General features: G+C 68.8%; 12 protein-coding genes. 2 read left to right on the plus strand and 10 right to left on the minus strand.

The window, feature by feature from the left end; translation table 11 throughout:
- From G6N58_RS10575 to G6N58_RS10595, 5 genes are read right to left on the minus strand one after another with little or no spacing between them, the layout of a single operon-like run.
- Entirely contained in the window at positions 1 to 1,773 is a 1,773-nt protein-coding gene (locus tag G6N58_RS10575; protein WP_172545083.1) for a hypothetical protein, read from the minus strand.
- On the minus strand, positions 1,763 to 2,740 hold the full coding sequence (galE, locus tag G6N58_RS10580; RefSeq protein ID WP_115278758.1) for a UDP-glucose 4-epimerase GalE: 978 nt from the start codon (positions 2,738 to 2,740) through the stop codon (positions 1,763 to 1,765). Before galE ends, G6N58_RS10575 begins: the two co-directional genes overlap by 11 nt.
- On the minus strand, positions 2,737 to 4,008 hold the full coding sequence (locus tag G6N58_RS10585) for a hypothetical protein (protein WP_115281593.1): 1,272 nt from the start codon (positions 4,006 to 4,008) through the stop codon (positions 2,737 to 2,739). The genes galE and G6N58_RS10585 overlap by 4 nt, the downstream gene beginning before the upstream one ends.
- Positions 3,975 to 5,297: a M1 family metallopeptidase gene (locus G6N58_RS10590; protein WP_232067815.1), complete on the minus strand. Its 1,323-nt coding sequence runs from the start codon at positions 5,295 to 5,297 to the stop codon at positions 3,975 to 3,977. The genes G6N58_RS10585 and G6N58_RS10590 overlap by 34 nt, the downstream gene beginning before the upstream one ends.
- Positions 5,294 to 9,172: a Pls/PosA family non-ribosomal peptide synthetase gene (locus G6N58_RS10595; protein WP_435406150.1), complete on the minus strand. Its 3,879-nt coding sequence runs from the start codon at positions 9,170 to 9,172 to the stop codon at positions 5,294 to 5,296. Before G6N58_RS10595 ends, G6N58_RS10590 begins: the two co-directional genes overlap by 4 nt.
- A gap of 244 nt (positions 9,173 to 9,416) precedes the next feature.
- Between G6N58_RS10595 and G6N58_RS10600 the strand changes: the two genes are divergently transcribed.
- Both G6N58_RS10600 and G6N58_RS10605 read left to right on the plus strand, forming a co-directional pair.
- A complete protein-coding gene (locus G6N58_RS10600; protein WP_068914676.1) occupies positions 9,417 to 10,484 on the plus strand; it encodes a TerC family protein in 1,068 nt (355 codons plus the stop codon).
- A gap of 32 nt (positions 10,485 to 10,516) precedes the next feature.
- The gene (locus G6N58_RS10605) at positions 10,517 to 10,912 is read left to right on the plus strand and encodes a hypothetical protein (RefSeq protein ID WP_435406149.1); all 396 of its coding nucleotides are present in this window, start codon (positions 10,517 to 10,519) and stop codon (positions 10,910 to 10,912) included.
- Here the strand turns inward: G6N58_RS10605 and G6N58_RS10610 are convergent.
- The 5 genes from G6N58_RS10610 to G6N58_RS10630 form a co-directional block, all read right to left on the minus strand.
- On the minus strand, positions 10,824 to 12,584 hold the full coding sequence (locus G6N58_RS10610) for a DUF222 domain-containing protein (protein WP_115278752.1): 1,761 nt from the start codon (positions 12,582 to 12,584) through the stop codon (positions 10,824 to 10,826). The two genes, G6N58_RS10605 and G6N58_RS10610, sit on opposite strands and share 89 nt — an antisense overlap.
- 101 nt (positions 12,585 to 12,685) lie before the next feature.
- Positions 12,686 to 13,378 carry a hypothetical protein gene (locus tag G6N58_RS10615; RefSeq protein ID WP_172544988.1) on the minus strand — a complete coding sequence of 231 codons (693 nt, stop codon included), beginning with the start codon at positions 13,376 to 13,378 and terminating at the stop codon, positions 12,686 to 12,688.
- A 10-nt stretch (positions 13,379 to 13,388) separates the two neighbouring features.
- A complete protein-coding gene (gene alc / locus G6N58_RS10620) occupies positions 13,389 to 14,411 on the minus strand; it encodes an allantoicase (protein WP_115278748.1) in 1,023 nt (340 codons plus the stop codon).
- Positions 14,412 to 14,435: 24 nt separating this feature from the next.
- Positions 14,436 to 14,957, minus strand: coding sequence for a 2-oxo-4-hydroxy-4-carboxy-5-ureidoimidazoline decarboxylase (locus tag G6N58_RS10625; protein ID WP_232067816.1), 522 nt, complete (start codon positions 14,955 to 14,957; stop codon positions 14,436 to 14,438).
- A gap of 60 nt (positions 14,958 to 15,017) precedes the next feature.
- Positions 15,018 to 15,506 carry an inorganic diphosphatase gene (locus G6N58_RS10630; RefSeq protein WP_068914679.1) on the minus strand — a complete coding sequence of 163 codons (489 nt, stop codon included), beginning with the start codon at positions 15,504 to 15,506 and terminating at the stop codon, positions 15,018 to 15,020.
- Between the last annotated feature and the right edge of the window lie 8 nt (positions 15,507 to 15,514).

The raw sequence follows: 15,514 nt of genomic DNA on the forward strand, positions 1-15,514 counted from the left end.
TCACACCGGCGCGACGAAGCCCACCGGGCCCGAGGCCAGGCAGATCGACAGTGCGGCGGTCTGCGCCTCGACGGTGATCGCCGATCCCGCGCCCGGCAGCCGCACGAACACCCGGTTCAGTCCCGGGCGCACCGGCACCCTGGTCTGGGTGCCCTCATCGAGTGACACCAGGATGGTGCCGTCGCTGTTGGCCAGGTAGTTCAGCTCGGCGGTCCAGTCGGCAGGCAGCAGCGGCCCGTCCAGGGCGATGGTCACCGGTTGGTCGGGCTGGGCCAGATAGCCGCAGCCCGGCACCGGACCCTGGCGCATCGAACGCACCCAGGTCACCTGCGCGTCCACCAATCGCCCGGAAACGTCGAGCATGCGCAGATCGGTTGTGCTGGAGGCGAATTCGGGGCGATCTGAGAGCAGGGCGAACATGTGCGAGGCCAGGTTCTCCGGCCACGCCACCCGCTGCAGGATCAGCGGATCCACCTCCTGGTTCAGCATCGGGGCCCCCGACTGGGCGGCCTGCGACAAGGCCGCCTCAGCGTTGCGCAGGTAGGCCTTGGTCGGGTTGTCGCGCCAGCTGGTCCAGAACGTCGCGGTGGAGTACAGGCTGCTGGCCAGGAAGGCGACCGCCACGACGCTCACCGCCGCGGTGCGCCGCCGCGACGGGTCCAGCGCGGGCGACGGCCGGTTCGCTGCCGTCAATCCGATGGCGGTCAGCAGGGCCAGCACCACCACCAGATCCGGCAGATAGCGCAGCGTCTGTGCCAGTTCCAGCGCGGTGAACCGCGACGACCGCATCAGATAGATCGGGATCTGGCACGCCACCGCATAGCCCAGCGCGGTGGCCAGCACCAGCCCGATCCGGCGCTTGCGGGCCAGCGCCAGTGCCAGCACGGCGGCCAGTGCCAGCCAGCCGAGCACCATCACCGTCGGTGGCGGCAACGCCCACGGGGATGCCGGGGCCCAGCGCTGCCAGTCCCACGGACCACCGGCCAGGCCGGGGACGATCCCGTGGGTGAAGCTGCGGGTCAGCAGATCCCACGTCATCCCGAGATCGGTGCTCCAGCGCTGCTGATCCACCACCACCACATAGACGGCGATCCACGCGGCCGTCACCGCCAGCATCGGGACCCACAGTGCGCGGCCACGGCGCCATGCCGCGCGTAGCCAATCCTGCTCGGCGCCAACGTAACCGATGAGTGCAAGGACGGCGAATGCCACGAACGGGATGACGGCGGCCTTCTCGAAGAACAGCAGACCGCCCACGTACGCCGCCGTACCCGTCACGGCGTGGCGCCGGGCACCCTTGCGCGCCAACAGGATCGCATCCCCGCACACCCACGCCAGGGCCGCGAGCATGGGCAGTGAATTCAGCCCGGCTGCCCACCAGGCGAAACCCGGTAACCCGAGCGGGGTGAACAGCGCAAAGAGCAGTGGCAACAGCAGTACCGGCCGCCAGCCCAGGATCAGGTACAGGGTGCGCAGCAGCGACAGCGAGGCCAGGGCCTGCAGGATCACCAGGCTGATCGCCGGTCCCGCCCACACCAGCGGGGCGAGCCGCGTGATCAGCCCGCCGAGCAGAAAACCCGCGGGCATCACATGGCCGTCGTGGTCGTCGAACAAATACCCCGGCGCCCACAGGTCCTGGGTTCCGGCGCGGCCCACCAGGATCAGGTCGTCCCAGTAGAAATAGCCGCCGAACGCCAGCACCCCCCGGACCACCAGGGACAGCGCGATCAGCCCGAAGGCCGCGTTCCTGACGAGGATGTCTCTACCGGGGATAGGCGTCTCCGGCCTTCCTGCGGGCCTGCCACGCCGATGCCACCATGTCCTGCAACGAATGCCGCATGGTCCAGCCCAGGTCGCGGGCCGCCAGGTCACCGGCGGCGACGATCCGGGCCGGGTCACCGGGGCGGCGCGGGGTGATCTCGGGCTCGAAGTCGATGCCGGTCACCTCACGGATGGCCGTCATGATCTCGCGCACCGACGTGCCCGCACCGCTGCCCAGGTTGTACACGGGCTCCACCGGTCGGCCGGCCTCCAACCGCTGCGCCGCCGCGACGTGGGCCAGCGCCAGGTCGGCGACGTGAATGTAGTCGCGCACACAGGTGCCGTCCGGCGTCGGGTAGTCGTCGCCGTTGATTCGGGGGGTGGCACCGCGGACCAGCATGTCGAACACCAACGGGAACAGATTGTGCGGGCTGGCGTCGAACAGGTCGTCGGAGCCGGACCCGACGACGTTGAAGTAGCGCAGGCTGGTGTGCGCCAGACCGGTGGCCCGCGCCTGGTCCGCCAGCAGCCATTCCCCGATCAGTTTGGTCTCGCCGTAGGGCGACTGCGGTGCCACCGGCGTGCTCTCGTCGACGATCTCGACGTCGACGGCGCCGAAGGTGGCGGCGCTGGAGGAGAAGACCAGTTTGTCGACGCCGGCGCGCTCCATCGCCCGCAGCAGGATGACCATGGCGGTCACGTTCTGCTCGTAGGTGTGCAGCGGCAGCTTGACCGATTCGCCGGCGTACTTGTACCCCGCGACGTGGATGACACCGCGCAGGTCGTGACCGGCCACCGTGCTCTCGACCAGGTCCGCGTCCAGCAGCGTGCCCCGCACGAAGGTCGCCTGCTCGGGCACGAAGCGCTCGAACCCGGTGGACAGGTCGTCGAGCACCACGACGGGGATGCCGGCGTCCAGCAGGGCGCGGACCACGTGGGCACCGATGTACCCGGCGCCACCGGTCACCAGCCAGCTCATGTCGTCTCCTCGGTAGAAGGTCCTCTGGCAGCGTAGGTGAGGGCCGTGATGTGCACGCCGATGCCCACCAGCGGACCACACAGCAGGGCCACCACGGTGCGGGTCTCCAGGGCGACCGGCAAGGTGAGCAGCAACCCCGACGCCACGGTGGCGCTCACCCAGCCCAGCGAGTAGGCCCGATGCAACGCCGCCGCCACGGTGGCCGCTCCGGTGACCGTCAGCAGGGCGATCGCCACCGCACCCGCCGTCAGCCAGGCCAACAGCGACCCCGGTGCCACGTAGTCGGGGCCGAACCCCACCCGCAGCAGCCACGGTCCGGCCAGCCCCGCCGCCACCACGCACACCGCACCGCAGGCCGCCACCAGCGCGGCCGGCGCGGCCAGCGCGCGGACCCGGTGGCTGCGCTGGTCGACGAAGTGGGCGATCAGATTGCCCTGCATCGCGGTCAGCGGCACCAGGAGCGGCGCGCGGGTCAGGGTGACGGCCAGGATCACCACCCCACCGGTGGCGCCCAGGTCGCCGGCGGTCGCCTTCAGCAGCACCGGGAAGCCCATCACCAGGATGGCGCTGGCGCCGGCGGCGGCCACGGCATGGGCGGCGCCGCGCAGGAAGGAGCCGGCGCTCTCGTGCGCCACCAGCGCGGCGGCGGCGCGGGTGCTGGGCGAGAGGATCAGCAGCGCCAGCCAGGAGGCCGCACCGGCCACCGTCGCCCACAGAAAGCCCACCAGGCCCCAGCCCGCCAGGACGGTCGCCGCGGCCACCGCCACCCGCAGCACGGCGTCGGTGACCATCAGCGCGCCGTACTGGCTCCAGCGGCCGGAGCCGGCCAGCACCCCCAGCAGCGTGGAGTGCACGCAGAACCCGGCCAGCCCGCCGGCCAGCAAGAGCACCGACAGCGTGCGGGCTTCGGTGAACACGTGCGGGCCCCACCACAGGGCGGTGGCGGCCAGCACCGCGGCGGTCAGCACACCCGCCGCGATCCCCAGCTGCAATGGACGGGTGGTCGACGGACCGCCCGCGGGACTGGTTGCCGCCAAACGGATCTCGCGGGTGGTCTGCTGCAGCAGGCCGAAGGCGGCGCCGGAGACCAGGCCGAAGGCGCCCCAGAAAACCGCGAACACCGAGAAGCCGGCCGGGTCCAGATCGCGGGCCGCCAGGTAGAGCACCAGGTAACCGCACACCGCGGTCACCGCAGTAGCGACGCCCACTTTCGCGACGCTGCTGCCGGTGACACTCACAGGTCCGGGACTGCCGTGGAGTAGAGCCAGGCCTGCCACAGCGGGCGTAGCGACTGATCGGAGTAGTTGGCCGCCAGGCCGGTGAAGTCGTCGGTGACCACGGTGGAGTGGCGGTAGCGCGTGGTCCAGTTCTGCAGTAGCGCAAAGAAATTCTTGTCACCGATCCGGGTGCGCAGGGCGTGCAGCAGCAGCGCACCGCGCTTGTAGACCCGGTCGTCGAACATGTCGGCCGGCCCGGGATCGGCCAGCAGCAGGTTCTGCGGCGAGGCCTTCAGGCGTTGGTGGTAGCGGCGGGCCCATTCGGCGGTGTCCGGACCGCCGGACTCCTGCGACCACAGCCATTCGGCGTAGCAGGCGAAGCCCTCGTGCAACCAGATGTCGCGCCAGCGGCGCGCGGTCACACTGTTGCCGAACCACTGGTGGGCCAGTTCGTGCGCGATCAGGCGCTCGGCGCCGCGCTTGCCGTCGCAGTGATTGGCGCCGAACACCGAAAGTCCCTGTGCCTCCAGCGGAATCTCGAGATCGTCGTCGGTGACCACCACCGTGTAGCCGCTGTCCACCGGGTATTCGCCGAAGAGCTTGATGAAGGTCTTCATCATCTGCGGCTGCCTGCCGAAGTCGTGGTCGAAGTCGCGCCGCAGCCGTTCGGGCAACACCGCCGACATCGGCACCGGCGATTTGGGCAGCTTGTGCCGGACGTAATCGCCGATCTGCAGGGTAGCCAGATAGGTCGATGTGGGTTCGGCCAATTCATAGGTCCACGTGGTCATGCCGGCGCGGACCTTCTTGCTCAGCAGTTCGCCGTTGGCCAGCGCGTAGTACGGGCTGTCGGTGCTCACGGCGATGCGGAAGCTCGCCTTGGCTGCCGGGTGGTCGTCGCAGGGGAACCACGACGCCGCGCCATTGGGCTGGCCCGCCACCAGCGCACCGTTGCTCAGTTCCTCGAATCCGACGTCGCCCCAATGGGTTCGGATGGGGCGCGGCGATCCGTTGTAGCGGATGTCGACGGTCAAGGCGGCCCCGGCGGGCAGTTCGGCGGCCAGGGTGATGGTCAGCTTGCCGGCTGCGGACTTGTAGTTCGCCGGGCGTTTGCCGTTGACCGACACCTTCGACACCGCGAGCGCCGGTGAGAGATCCAAGGAGAACGAGCGCAATTCGGCCAGGGTCACCGCGGTGATCGACACCGCGCCGGCCAGGCGGTTGATCGCCATCTTGTACTCGAGGTCGAGTTCGTAGCGCGACACCCGGTAGCCGAAGTTGCCGTTGTCCGGCAGATACGGGTCGATCACCGGTCCCTTGGTGGTTTTCTTCTTCCTCAAGCGTTCGACTTCTTCTTCTTGGTCACCCACGGGGCAATGGGATTGCCCTGCCAGCGCGTCGAGGCCGGCACCTCGTCACCGCGCATCACCAGCGACGCCGGTCCGATGGTGGCGCCGGCACCCACCTTGGCGGCGGGCAGTGCCACACAGTGGGTGCCCAGGGTGGCGCCTTCCTCCAGAGTTACCGTGTCCATCCGCATGATGCGGTCGTGGAACAGGTGCGTCTGGACCACACATCCGCGGTTCACGGTGGCGCCGCGGCCCAGGGTCACCAGGTCGGCTTCCGGGAGCCAGTAGGTCTCACACCAGACGCCGCGGCCGATCTTTGCACCGAGGCCGCGTAGCCACAGGTTCATCACCGGGGTGCCACTGGCCGCGCGGGCGAACCACGGGGCGGCCACCGTCTCGACGAAGGTGTCGGCCACCTCGTTGCGCCAGACGAACGACGACCACAGAGGATACTCGATCGCCGGGATCCGGCCCACCACAAGCCATTTGGCCACGACGGCGATCAGGCCGGCGACGGCGCCCGCGGTCAGCAGCACGGCCCCCCCGGCCGCAGCGGCCCACAGGTAACCGTGGTCGGTGATGATGATCTGCAGTGCGGCCAGCACGGCGACGCCGATGCCGAAGGTGACGATCATCGGGATCAGCCGGCACGTCTCGACCGCGCCGCGCATCATCTTCAGTCGCGGGGGCGGTGCGAACGTGCGCAGCGCATCACCTTCGGTGGGCTGGCGGCGCAACCGGATCGGGGGGCTACCCAGCCAGGACGAGCCCTTCTTCGCCTTGTGCGGCGTGGCCGAGAGCACCGCCACCAGCCCGTCGTCGGGCACCCGGCGTCCGGGCTGGGTGATGCCCGAGTTGCCGAGGAACGCGCGCTTGCCCACGGTGGCTTTGGCGACGTGTATCCAGCCGCCGCCGAGTTCATAGGAAGCCACCATGGTGTCGTCGGCCAGGAAGGCGCCGTCTTCGACCACGGTGAACTTCGGGGTCAGCAGGGCCGTCGAGATCTCGGTGTCCTTGCCCACCGTCGCGCCCAGCAGCCGCAACCACCAGGGGGTCAGCAGGCTGGCGTACAGCGGGAACAGGTAGTTGCGGGCGGCGTCCATCAGGCGCTCGGTGGCCCACAGCTGCCAGCCGACCCGGCTGCGCACCGGGTGGTACCCCTCATGCAGACCCAACGCCATCACCCGTACCCCGAGCACGGTGATCCCGGCGTAGACGACGATCGCCGCAAAGGTGGCCACCGGGATCCAGGGCAGCGCGGTCAGCGCCGCCTCCACCGGATCGGCAGTGTCACGGACCGCCCACCCGATGACCGCCAGCCCCGCCGCCAGGGCGGCCAGGGGCAGCGAGCCCAGCAGTACCGAGGTGAGGCCGTACATCGCCACCCAGACCGGTGCCCGCGCCGGCCGGTGATCGGGCCAGGGATGTTTGGCCTTGCCGGATTTCACCGCCGGCGAGCCCTTCCAGTACTGGCCGTTCTTGACCTTGCCCACCACGCCGGAGCCTGGCGCGACGTCGGCGTTCTTGCCGATCACCGCACCCGGCAGCAGCGTGGTGCGGGCGCCGACGGTCGCGTCGTTGCCGATGGTGATCTCGCCGACGTGGAACAGGTCGCCGTCCACCCAGTGTCCGGACAGGTCGACCTCCGGTTCGATGGAGCTGCGGTGACCCAGCGTCATCATCCCGGTCACCGGAGGTGCCGAATGCAGGTCGACACCCTTGCCGACCTTGTTACCCAGCGCGCGGGCGTAGTAGACCAGCCACGGCGCGCCGGCCAGGTTCTCGGCACCGCTGGCGTCGGCCAGGCGTTCGGCCAGCCACACCCGCATGTGTGCGGAGCCGCCCCGTTTGTAGGTGCCGGGTTTGAGGCCGGAGAGCATCATCTGCGCCCCCAGCACGGCGATGGCCATGCGCCCGACGGGTGAGATGAACAGCAGGAACCCGGCCAGGACCCACCACCAGCTGACCGGGGTCAGCCAGCTCACCTGTGCCGAGAAGAGGTTGTTGAGCAACGCCAGCCACGTCACCCACTGCAGCCCGGTGAGCGTGGCGAGCGGCCACGACAGCACCACCTGCGCGGCCTGGGTGAACAGAGGTGTGGGCGTGACGTGGCGGGTCTCGACCTCGACGGGCGGGTCCAGCTCGTCGAGATAACCGGCCAGCGATCCCAGGCGCGGGTGGTCGTAGAGATCGGCGACCGTCACCTGCGGGTAGCGCTGGCGCAGTGCAGCCACCAGCTGCGCGGCCGACAGCGACCCCCCGCCCTCGGCGAAGAAGTCGGCCTCGGGGCCTTCGATGTGCGCCCCCAGGACGTCGCGCCACAGCCCGGCCAGCCAGCCCAGGGTGCCACCCAGGTCGTCGGCCTCCTCGTGGACGTCCAGACCCGGCGGCGGCCAGGGCAGAGCGTTGCGGTCGACCTTGCCCGACGTGCGGGTGGGCAGTTCGTCCACCAGCACCAGGCGCGGCACCAGGGCGGCGGGCAGCGCCTCGGCCAGGGCCCCGCGCGCGGCGTGGATGTCGAAATTCGGGTCGGCGGACGCGATGTAGCCCACCAGCAGCGGGGTACCGCTGGTCGTCTTGCGCACCGCCGCGGCACCGCCGGAGACCCCGGGCAGGTTCACCAGGGCGGCGTCCACCTCACCCAGTTCGATCCGACGGCCGCCCACCTTCACCTGGTCGTCGGCGCGGCCCTGGAAGTAGAGCCCGTCGGGTTCCAGCCGCACCAGGTCGCCGCTGCGGTAGGCGCGCGCCCACCCCAGCGTCTCCATCGGGGCGAACTTCTCGGCGTCCTTGGCCGGGTCGAGGTAGCGGGCCAGCCCCACACCACCGATGACGAGCTCGCCCACCTGGCCGTAGCCCACCTGATTGCCGGCGGCATCGACCACGGCCAGGTCCCAGCCGGGCAGCGGCAGCCCGATGCTGACGGGTCCTCGGCCGTCCAGGGGAGCGGCGCAGGCCACCACGGTGGCCTCGGTGGGGCCGTAGGTGTTCCAGACCTCACGACCGTCGACGGCCAGCCGTTCGGCGAGTTCCGGAGGGCAGGCCTCGCCGCCGAAGATGAGCAGCCGCACCGCTTCCAGGGCCTCGGCCGGCCACAGCGCGGCCAGGGTGGGCACCGTCGAGACCACGGTGACGTCGCGCGACACCAACCATGGGCCCAGGTCCATTCCGCTGCGCACCAGCGACCGCGGCGCCGGCACCAGGCAGGCGCCGTTGCGCCAGGCCAGCCACATCTCCTCGCACGATGCGTCGAAGGCGACCGACAGGCCGGCCAGCACCCGGTCGCCGGGGCCGATGGGACTGTTCTTCAGGAATGTCTGGGCCTCGGCGTCGACGAATGCGGCGGCACTGCGGTGTGTCACCGCCACACCCTTGGGGGTGCCGGTGGAGCCGGAGGTGAAGATGATCCAGGCGTCGTCACGGCCCAGCGGTGGAGCGGCGCGCCAGCCTCGGGACTGGCCGGTCCGCCGGGCCAGACCGGCCTCGGTGATGACGGCCACCACGTCGGCCTCGCCGAAGACCAGATCGGCGCGCTCGGGCGGGTCGTCGGCGTCCACCGGGACGTAGGCGGCACCCGCGGCCAGCGTCGAGAGGATCGCCACGTACAGCGCGTAGGAGCCCGACGGCATCCGGATGCCGATGCGATCGCCGCGCCCGATCCCACGGGCGGCCAACCAGCCCACACTGTCTTCGATGTCGGCGATCAGCTCGCTGTAGGTGAGCTGGACGGTGCCGTCGTCGAGGGCGGGCGAGTCCGGGTAGCGGGCGGCCGTGTCGTAGAGGATGTCGATCAGCGTCCGGGGTTTCGGTGCCGCCGTCGACAGCAGGTACTGCGACGGGATTGCGGTGCTGGGATCGGCGGACACAATCAGAGGATCCTAGGCGTCGGTGGTGTCGGCGGGGTGCCATGCACGCCCGGCGTGGGTACTCCGTTTGGCGGAAATGCCAGACCACCTGACAGAATGTCTGTCAGAGGGGAGTATTCCTTCGCTGCGGTGTCGTCAATACGTCGACCGTCCATACGGACGACCGGCGCCGTGGACCGCCTTGGCGTGACGCAGCGGTGGAAGAGACCTCTGGCGTTTCGCTGACGACCGGAGGCTTTTCTGCATGAATGTTTCGGGGCTCGAATGGGCCATCACGCTGGGTGTGACCATCGCGATCATCGTGTTCGACGTGATCGTGATCGCCCGCAATCCGCACGAACCCTCGATGAAGGAGTGCGGTAGGGCGCTGTCGGTCTACGTCACTCTGGCGATTCTGTTCGGCCTCTGGACGTGGTTCTTCCACGGCGGTCAGTACGGCCTGGAGTTCTTCGCGGGCTGGCTCACCGAGTACAGCCTGTCGGTGGACAACCTGTTCATCTTCATCATCATCATGGCCAGCTTCAATGTGCCGAGGAAGTATCAGCAGGAAGCCCTGATGGTGGGCATCATCTTGGCGCTGATCTTCCGCGGCATCTTCATCGCCCTGGGCGCGGTGGCCATCAACCAGTTCTCCTGGGTGTTCTACATCTTCGGCCTGTTCCTGGTGTACACCGCGTGGCAGCTGATCCGCGGCAACGACGAGCACGACGACGGTGACAACGCCGTGGTGAAGTTCGCGCGCAATCACCTCAACACCACCGACAAGTGGGACGGTCTGCGGCTGTGGATCAAGGAGGACGGCAAGCGTCTGATGACGCCGATGTTCCTGGTGATCGTCGCGCTCGGCACCACCGATCTGATCTTCGCGCTGGACTCCATCCCGGCCATCTACGGCCTGACCCAGGAGCCCTACCTGGTGTTCGCGGCGAACGTGTTCGCGCTGATGGGCCTGCGTCAGCTGTACTTCCTGCTGGGTGGTCTGGTGCAGCGGCTGGTCTACCTGTCCTACGGGCTGGCCTTCATCCTGGCGTTCATCGGCGTCAAGCTCTTCTTCCACGCGCTGCACGAGAACGAGCTGCCGTTCATCAACGGCGGTGAGCACGTGATGGTGCCGGAGATTCCGACGCTGCTCAGCCTCGGTGTGATCATCATCACGCTGGCCATCACCACGGTTGCCAGCCTCTACAAGACCCGCTCCGATGAGAAGAAAGCCGTGGACCCGGACGTTCCGGTGCAACCCACCGAGAATTCCGCGGTGAATCCCTCGGAGGAAGCGCCGGGGAGTTCGCGTCCCGCTGATCCCAACCACTGACACAGTGCCGACGGTGTCTTACCGTCGGCGTTGTGGGTCATCAGAGTGGGTTGCGCGTGTTCATCGCCGATGACGTCTGGACCGAACTGACGGCGGGCACTGCGCCCGCCGTCAGGTTCAACGCACCGGATCTGCAGCAGGCGCAGCGCATGCGTCGGGGGCTCGCCAGTGCCGCGATCCTGGATGTCACCGTCGTGGTGGACGCCGACTTCCGTGCGGCGCAGCAACAGCTGTCTTCGGCCGGCGTCGACAACACCCTGTCTTACGGGGGCACGCTCGACGGGTTGGCCGGGCTGCTGGTTGACATCTACCTCGCCGGCGTGGCCGATGGGGTGACGCTCATTCCCGCGGTGCCGCAGCAGGACGCCCGCGCGCTGGCCGAGGCGGTCTCAGCGCGGGTGGCCCAGCGGTTGCGCACGGCCGCCTGACGCCTTCACCCGTCAAAAGGGTGGATCGTCGCTGTCGTCGGTCGTCGGTCGGCGGCGGTGGGGGTGGTGGTCGCCAGTCGGCGGTGATGGATTCGTCTTCCCACGGATCGTTGATCCAGGGGCACCAGCTGGCGGTGCGACGGCGGCCACTGAGGACCAGCCGTTTGAAGCGGACGTCGTTGCGCCGCACCCGCTGCTTGATCTCCTGCGCCCGCCCCTGGTTGATCCACCGGGTCTGCTGGTTGGCGGCTTGTTTGGCGGCCAGCCCGGCCCGAGCGGCGGCGATCCGGGCGGCCTTCTCCACCTTGGGGTCCCGTGGTCGGGTCCACGGTGTGGGGCGGCACGCTGCGGCGAGGTCGTCGAACAACTCCGCCCCATCCGGGGTGCACCGGTACGTGCGCCCCGTGGGTGAGGTCCATTCGATGGTGCCGCCGGTGAGTTGTCTGGTGCTCCAGCCGCCCTCGCCGGACAGGAACGTCTTAATCCTGTGATGGGTGCGGCATTTCGGATCCAGGTTGAACCCGGCGGTCCACCCGCCGCGCAGCGGATGCTGGTGATCGAACGGGATGCTGTGGTCGAGGTCGGCGTTCCAGGCGGGCTGGTTGCAGAACGGGAACGAGCACGTCAGCCCCCGGACGCGGACCCAGCGGTCCATCGCGGCGGACCAGTGGTGGCGCAGGAGCACCGAGGTGCCGTCGCGGGTTTCGGTGGGGGCATTCGGGTCGGTGTCGGGGTTGCGCACATCCCGGCATACGGTGCCCGGCGCATCGGCCAGCTCACGTACTTGGTCGGCGTCGATGACGCCGTAGCCCTGCAGGAAGCCGGGTTCGTCGCTGTCGCCGGTGACGGTGGCGGCGGGGGCGATGACGTTGATGACGTACTGCGCCGCCGCGGCCGTAGTCACAGCAGCGGTGGGTTTCGGGGCGGGGCAGTCCTCGCGCCCGCACGCGCACGCCAACACAAAGCTGCCGTCGGCGATGGCCTCCGCCGCATCCACCCGCCGCTGCACCAACGTTCGCGGATCCTGGCCGCACACCGCCTTGGCCATCTGATCCAGCCGGGCATCGACTTTGGCGATCACCGGAGCGCCGGCGTAGAGGCGGATTTCACCCATTCCGTTGGGTAGTGCCTTCGCGCTGACTCGGCGTTCGGTGTCGGCGGCGACCCGACGCTCTTTGGCGCCGTCGGGATCGACGTGCAGGATGGCTCTGTCGACGGCACCTTGGAGGCGGGTGCGGGACCAGCAGTCCCAGGTCGCGATCTTCGCCGCCAGATTGCGGTCCACGTCCCGGATCGCGGTGTCGGTGACATGGGCTGTGCGGTTGATGATCAGTTTGGCGGATTCCCAGTCGAGTCGTCCCGAGGCCAGCAGACCGTAGATCTGCGGCAGCCGCTCATCAAGGGCGTCGGCATAGCCCACGATCTTCATGGCCACCGCCGGCGGTACCCCCAATGCCGGTCCGACTTCGGCGGCGGTACGCACGAACCCGGAGATCAACCCGAAACCGGGGTCGCCGTCGGGCAGCAGGGCTTGTTGGTCGAAGCCTTCGTTCATCCGCTGGGTCAGCAGTGCGGCGATGGCGGCCATCCGATGCGCCCACACCGCGGACTCATCGAGGCGGGAAGATTCCACCTCGGTGAGCAGCGCTCCGGGATCACATCCTTCGAACATACGTGCGATTCTACCGGCTCTGCGACGCCTCTGCCAGCGAAAATGTCCAAATTACGCGGGTTGTGGATGAAGTCAGGACTGTGGATAACCGCCCGGTGCCGTCAGCGTTCCAGTTCCCCGGCCACCCGCCGTTCAAGGCTGAGCACCGTGGCCGCAGGCAGCGCGATCAAACCGTCCAACTCACCCCGGGCCCGGGTATAGGCGCTGCGCCGTTCGGCTGCCGTCGCGCCGGAATCGGCGGCCAGCCGCAGCAGGTTCTGGGCGCGGGCCAGTCGCTCCTGATCGGAGGCGGAGAAGTCGCTGCGCCTGCGCCGGATCGCCTCGGCTTCGGCGATGTCGAAGGCCGACACGTAGTCGTGCACGGCGTCCCGGTACTCCAGCTGCGCCGCACGATCACCGGAAAGCTCGTCAACCGACTCCGGCCGCAGCAGGTCAGCACGCCGCTTCGCGCGATGGAAATCGGCCGTCAATGGATCGCGCATGTCGGTCATCAGCGGGAAGTCCAGCAGCTTGGCGACGTCCATCTCATAGGACAACCACCGCTCATCGGTCGAGGTGTGTGCCACCAGGAGCTTCTGCATCTCGCGCCGCCGCAGGGCGTCGTCCTCACGGCCCCGCCCGGCGGCCTCGGCCATCGCGACCTTCGTCTGCTGCTTGATGCGGTAGCGCTCGAGGCGGCGTTCGGCGCGCCGCTCGTTGGCGGCCGAGACGGCCTTCCAGGCGCCGCCCGCGACGCCACTCAACGGAAAGATCAGCCACCAGAAGTTCTGCGCGAAATGCAGCAGAGGTTCCACGCCACCCAGGTTAGGCGCTGGCGTCCCACCGGCCCCGCAGGCCATCCAGGCCGGTATCGGTCAGAGCGCCGAACAGCCGCACCCGCGCCATCCCGCCGTCGGGGTAGATGTCCAGCCGCGCTTCGGTGATCGGCCGGTCGGCATTGACCAGGAAGCGGTGCCGGGTGTCGGGCAGCAGATCGGTCACTGGCAGCAGCTCGAACCAGTCGCCGTCGCCGTCGTGCCCAGACAGCCGGGCCGAACCCGGGGCGTTTCCAACGAAATACGAGGTGTCCAGCTCGACGGCATCCAGCATGCCCTGGCCGGCCAGGCGGATCTGCACCCAGTCGTTTCCGCTGTCGCGCCGCCGCGACGTCTCCCAGCCCTCGCCCATGTTCCGCGGCCCGCCCGACAGCAGGAGATTGTTCGGCGAGCTGTAGAACATGTTGGAGCAGGCCGTGATTCGGCCACCATTTTCCAGTGCTGCCAGATCCAGCGTGCGCTTCTCGGCGAACCGGGGATCGAGCATGCCCTCGCCGTGCACACGGAACCGGGCGACGCCGCCGTCCGGATAGATGGACAACCGCAGATGAGTCCAGCGCCGAGTCGATGTGACCTCGAACGGGTTTCGGGTGTCTCCGTCGACCTTGCTGCGCTCGACGATGGTCTCCCACGCCGCCTGCTGCACCAGTTCCTCGGTGGACGGGTATCCGTCGATCTGGGCCGCTTCCACCGAGATCTGCGGCGGGTAGTTGCCGGTGAACCACGCCGTATCGACCACCACGCCACGGACCACCGCGGGTACACCGAGGCGCACGATGGCCGCGTCGCAGGTGTCGGGCCCGGCGCCACGGCGGCGGCGGGTCTCCCAGCCGTCGTAGATCTGGCCCTTGTGTCCGAATGTGGCAGGCCGGAACTCCGCAGCCTTCGGGGTGATCAGGTTCTCCCGCTCGGCGAACAGATCGTCATTGGCCCACAGCACGGCGCCGCCCGAGGAACGGGCGGCCAGGTCGGGCAAGGACAGGAAATGCGACGGTCCGGGGGAGGTGCTCACCGGGCGAAGCTTAGTGGAATACCGCTACCAGTTGGAAAAGCCGCCCTCGGGGCCGAGCATGCGCTCCAACCGGGTCCGGTTGATCTTGGCCAGCTCGTTGCGCACCACCTTGCGCTCGGTTTCCAGCTCGTTGTGCATGCGCTCGGCCATCGCGGCGGACACCTCGGCGCAGCCCACGCCGCCGACGAACATCACGAACTCGAACCCGAACCGCTCGCGGTACCGGACGGAGCCCTCGCGCAGCGCCGTCATCACGGCTTCATCGTCGCTGCTCACCGAGCACTGCTCCGCGGCCGACTTCACGCTGCGCGGACGCGCCCCGACCTGGGGATACGCCTCCAGAATGACGTCGATGGCCTCGTCGGGCAGCGAGAACAGCAGCGCATCCGCCCGTCGGAACAGTGCGGCATGGCTGCCGTAAGCGCGTCCGCGGGCCAGGGCACGAGCCAGTGAGAGGCTGTTGCAGCACTCGTAGAGTGCGTGCACGGCGCGACGCTCGGGCAGCGTGTTGAACGCCTCGAGGCCGATCCCCTGATGCAGCAGCACACAGACATGATCCGAGCGCCAGAGCACGCCGGCGTTACGCCGCGTTACGGCTGTGCTAAATCAGTGGCCCGAGCTCTTGAAGCGCTCCACCGAACGCTGGTATTCGGCCTCCGCTTCGGCGCGGCCCACCCAGTCGGAGCCCTTGACGAACTTGTTGGGTTCGAGGTCCTTGTAGTGCACGAAGAAGTGCTGAATGGCGTCGAGTTCGAACTTCGAGACGTCGCCGATGTCCTGGATGTGGTCCCAGCGCTTGTCGCCGGCGGGCACACACAGCACCTTGTCGTCGCCACCGGCTTCGTCGACCATCTTGAACATGCCGACCGGGCGGGCCTCGACCAGCACGCCGGGGAACACCGACTCCGGCAGCAGCACCAGGGCGTCGAGCGGGTCGCCGTCCTCGCCGAGGGTGTCTTCGATGAAGCCGTAGTCGGTCGGGTAGGCCATCGGCGTGTAGAGGTAGCGGTCCAGCTTGACCCGTCCGGTCTTGTGGTCCACCTCGTACTTGTTGCGCTGTCCCTTGGGGATCTCGATGGTCACGTCGAATTCCACGCGGCAAC

The sequence above is a fragment of the Mycolicibacterium tokaiense genome (assembly GCF_010725885.1).
In the GTDB taxonomy this organism is placed as follows: Bacteria; Actinomycetota; Actinomycetes; order Mycobacteriales; family Mycobacteriaceae; genus Mycobacterium; species Mycobacterium tokaiense.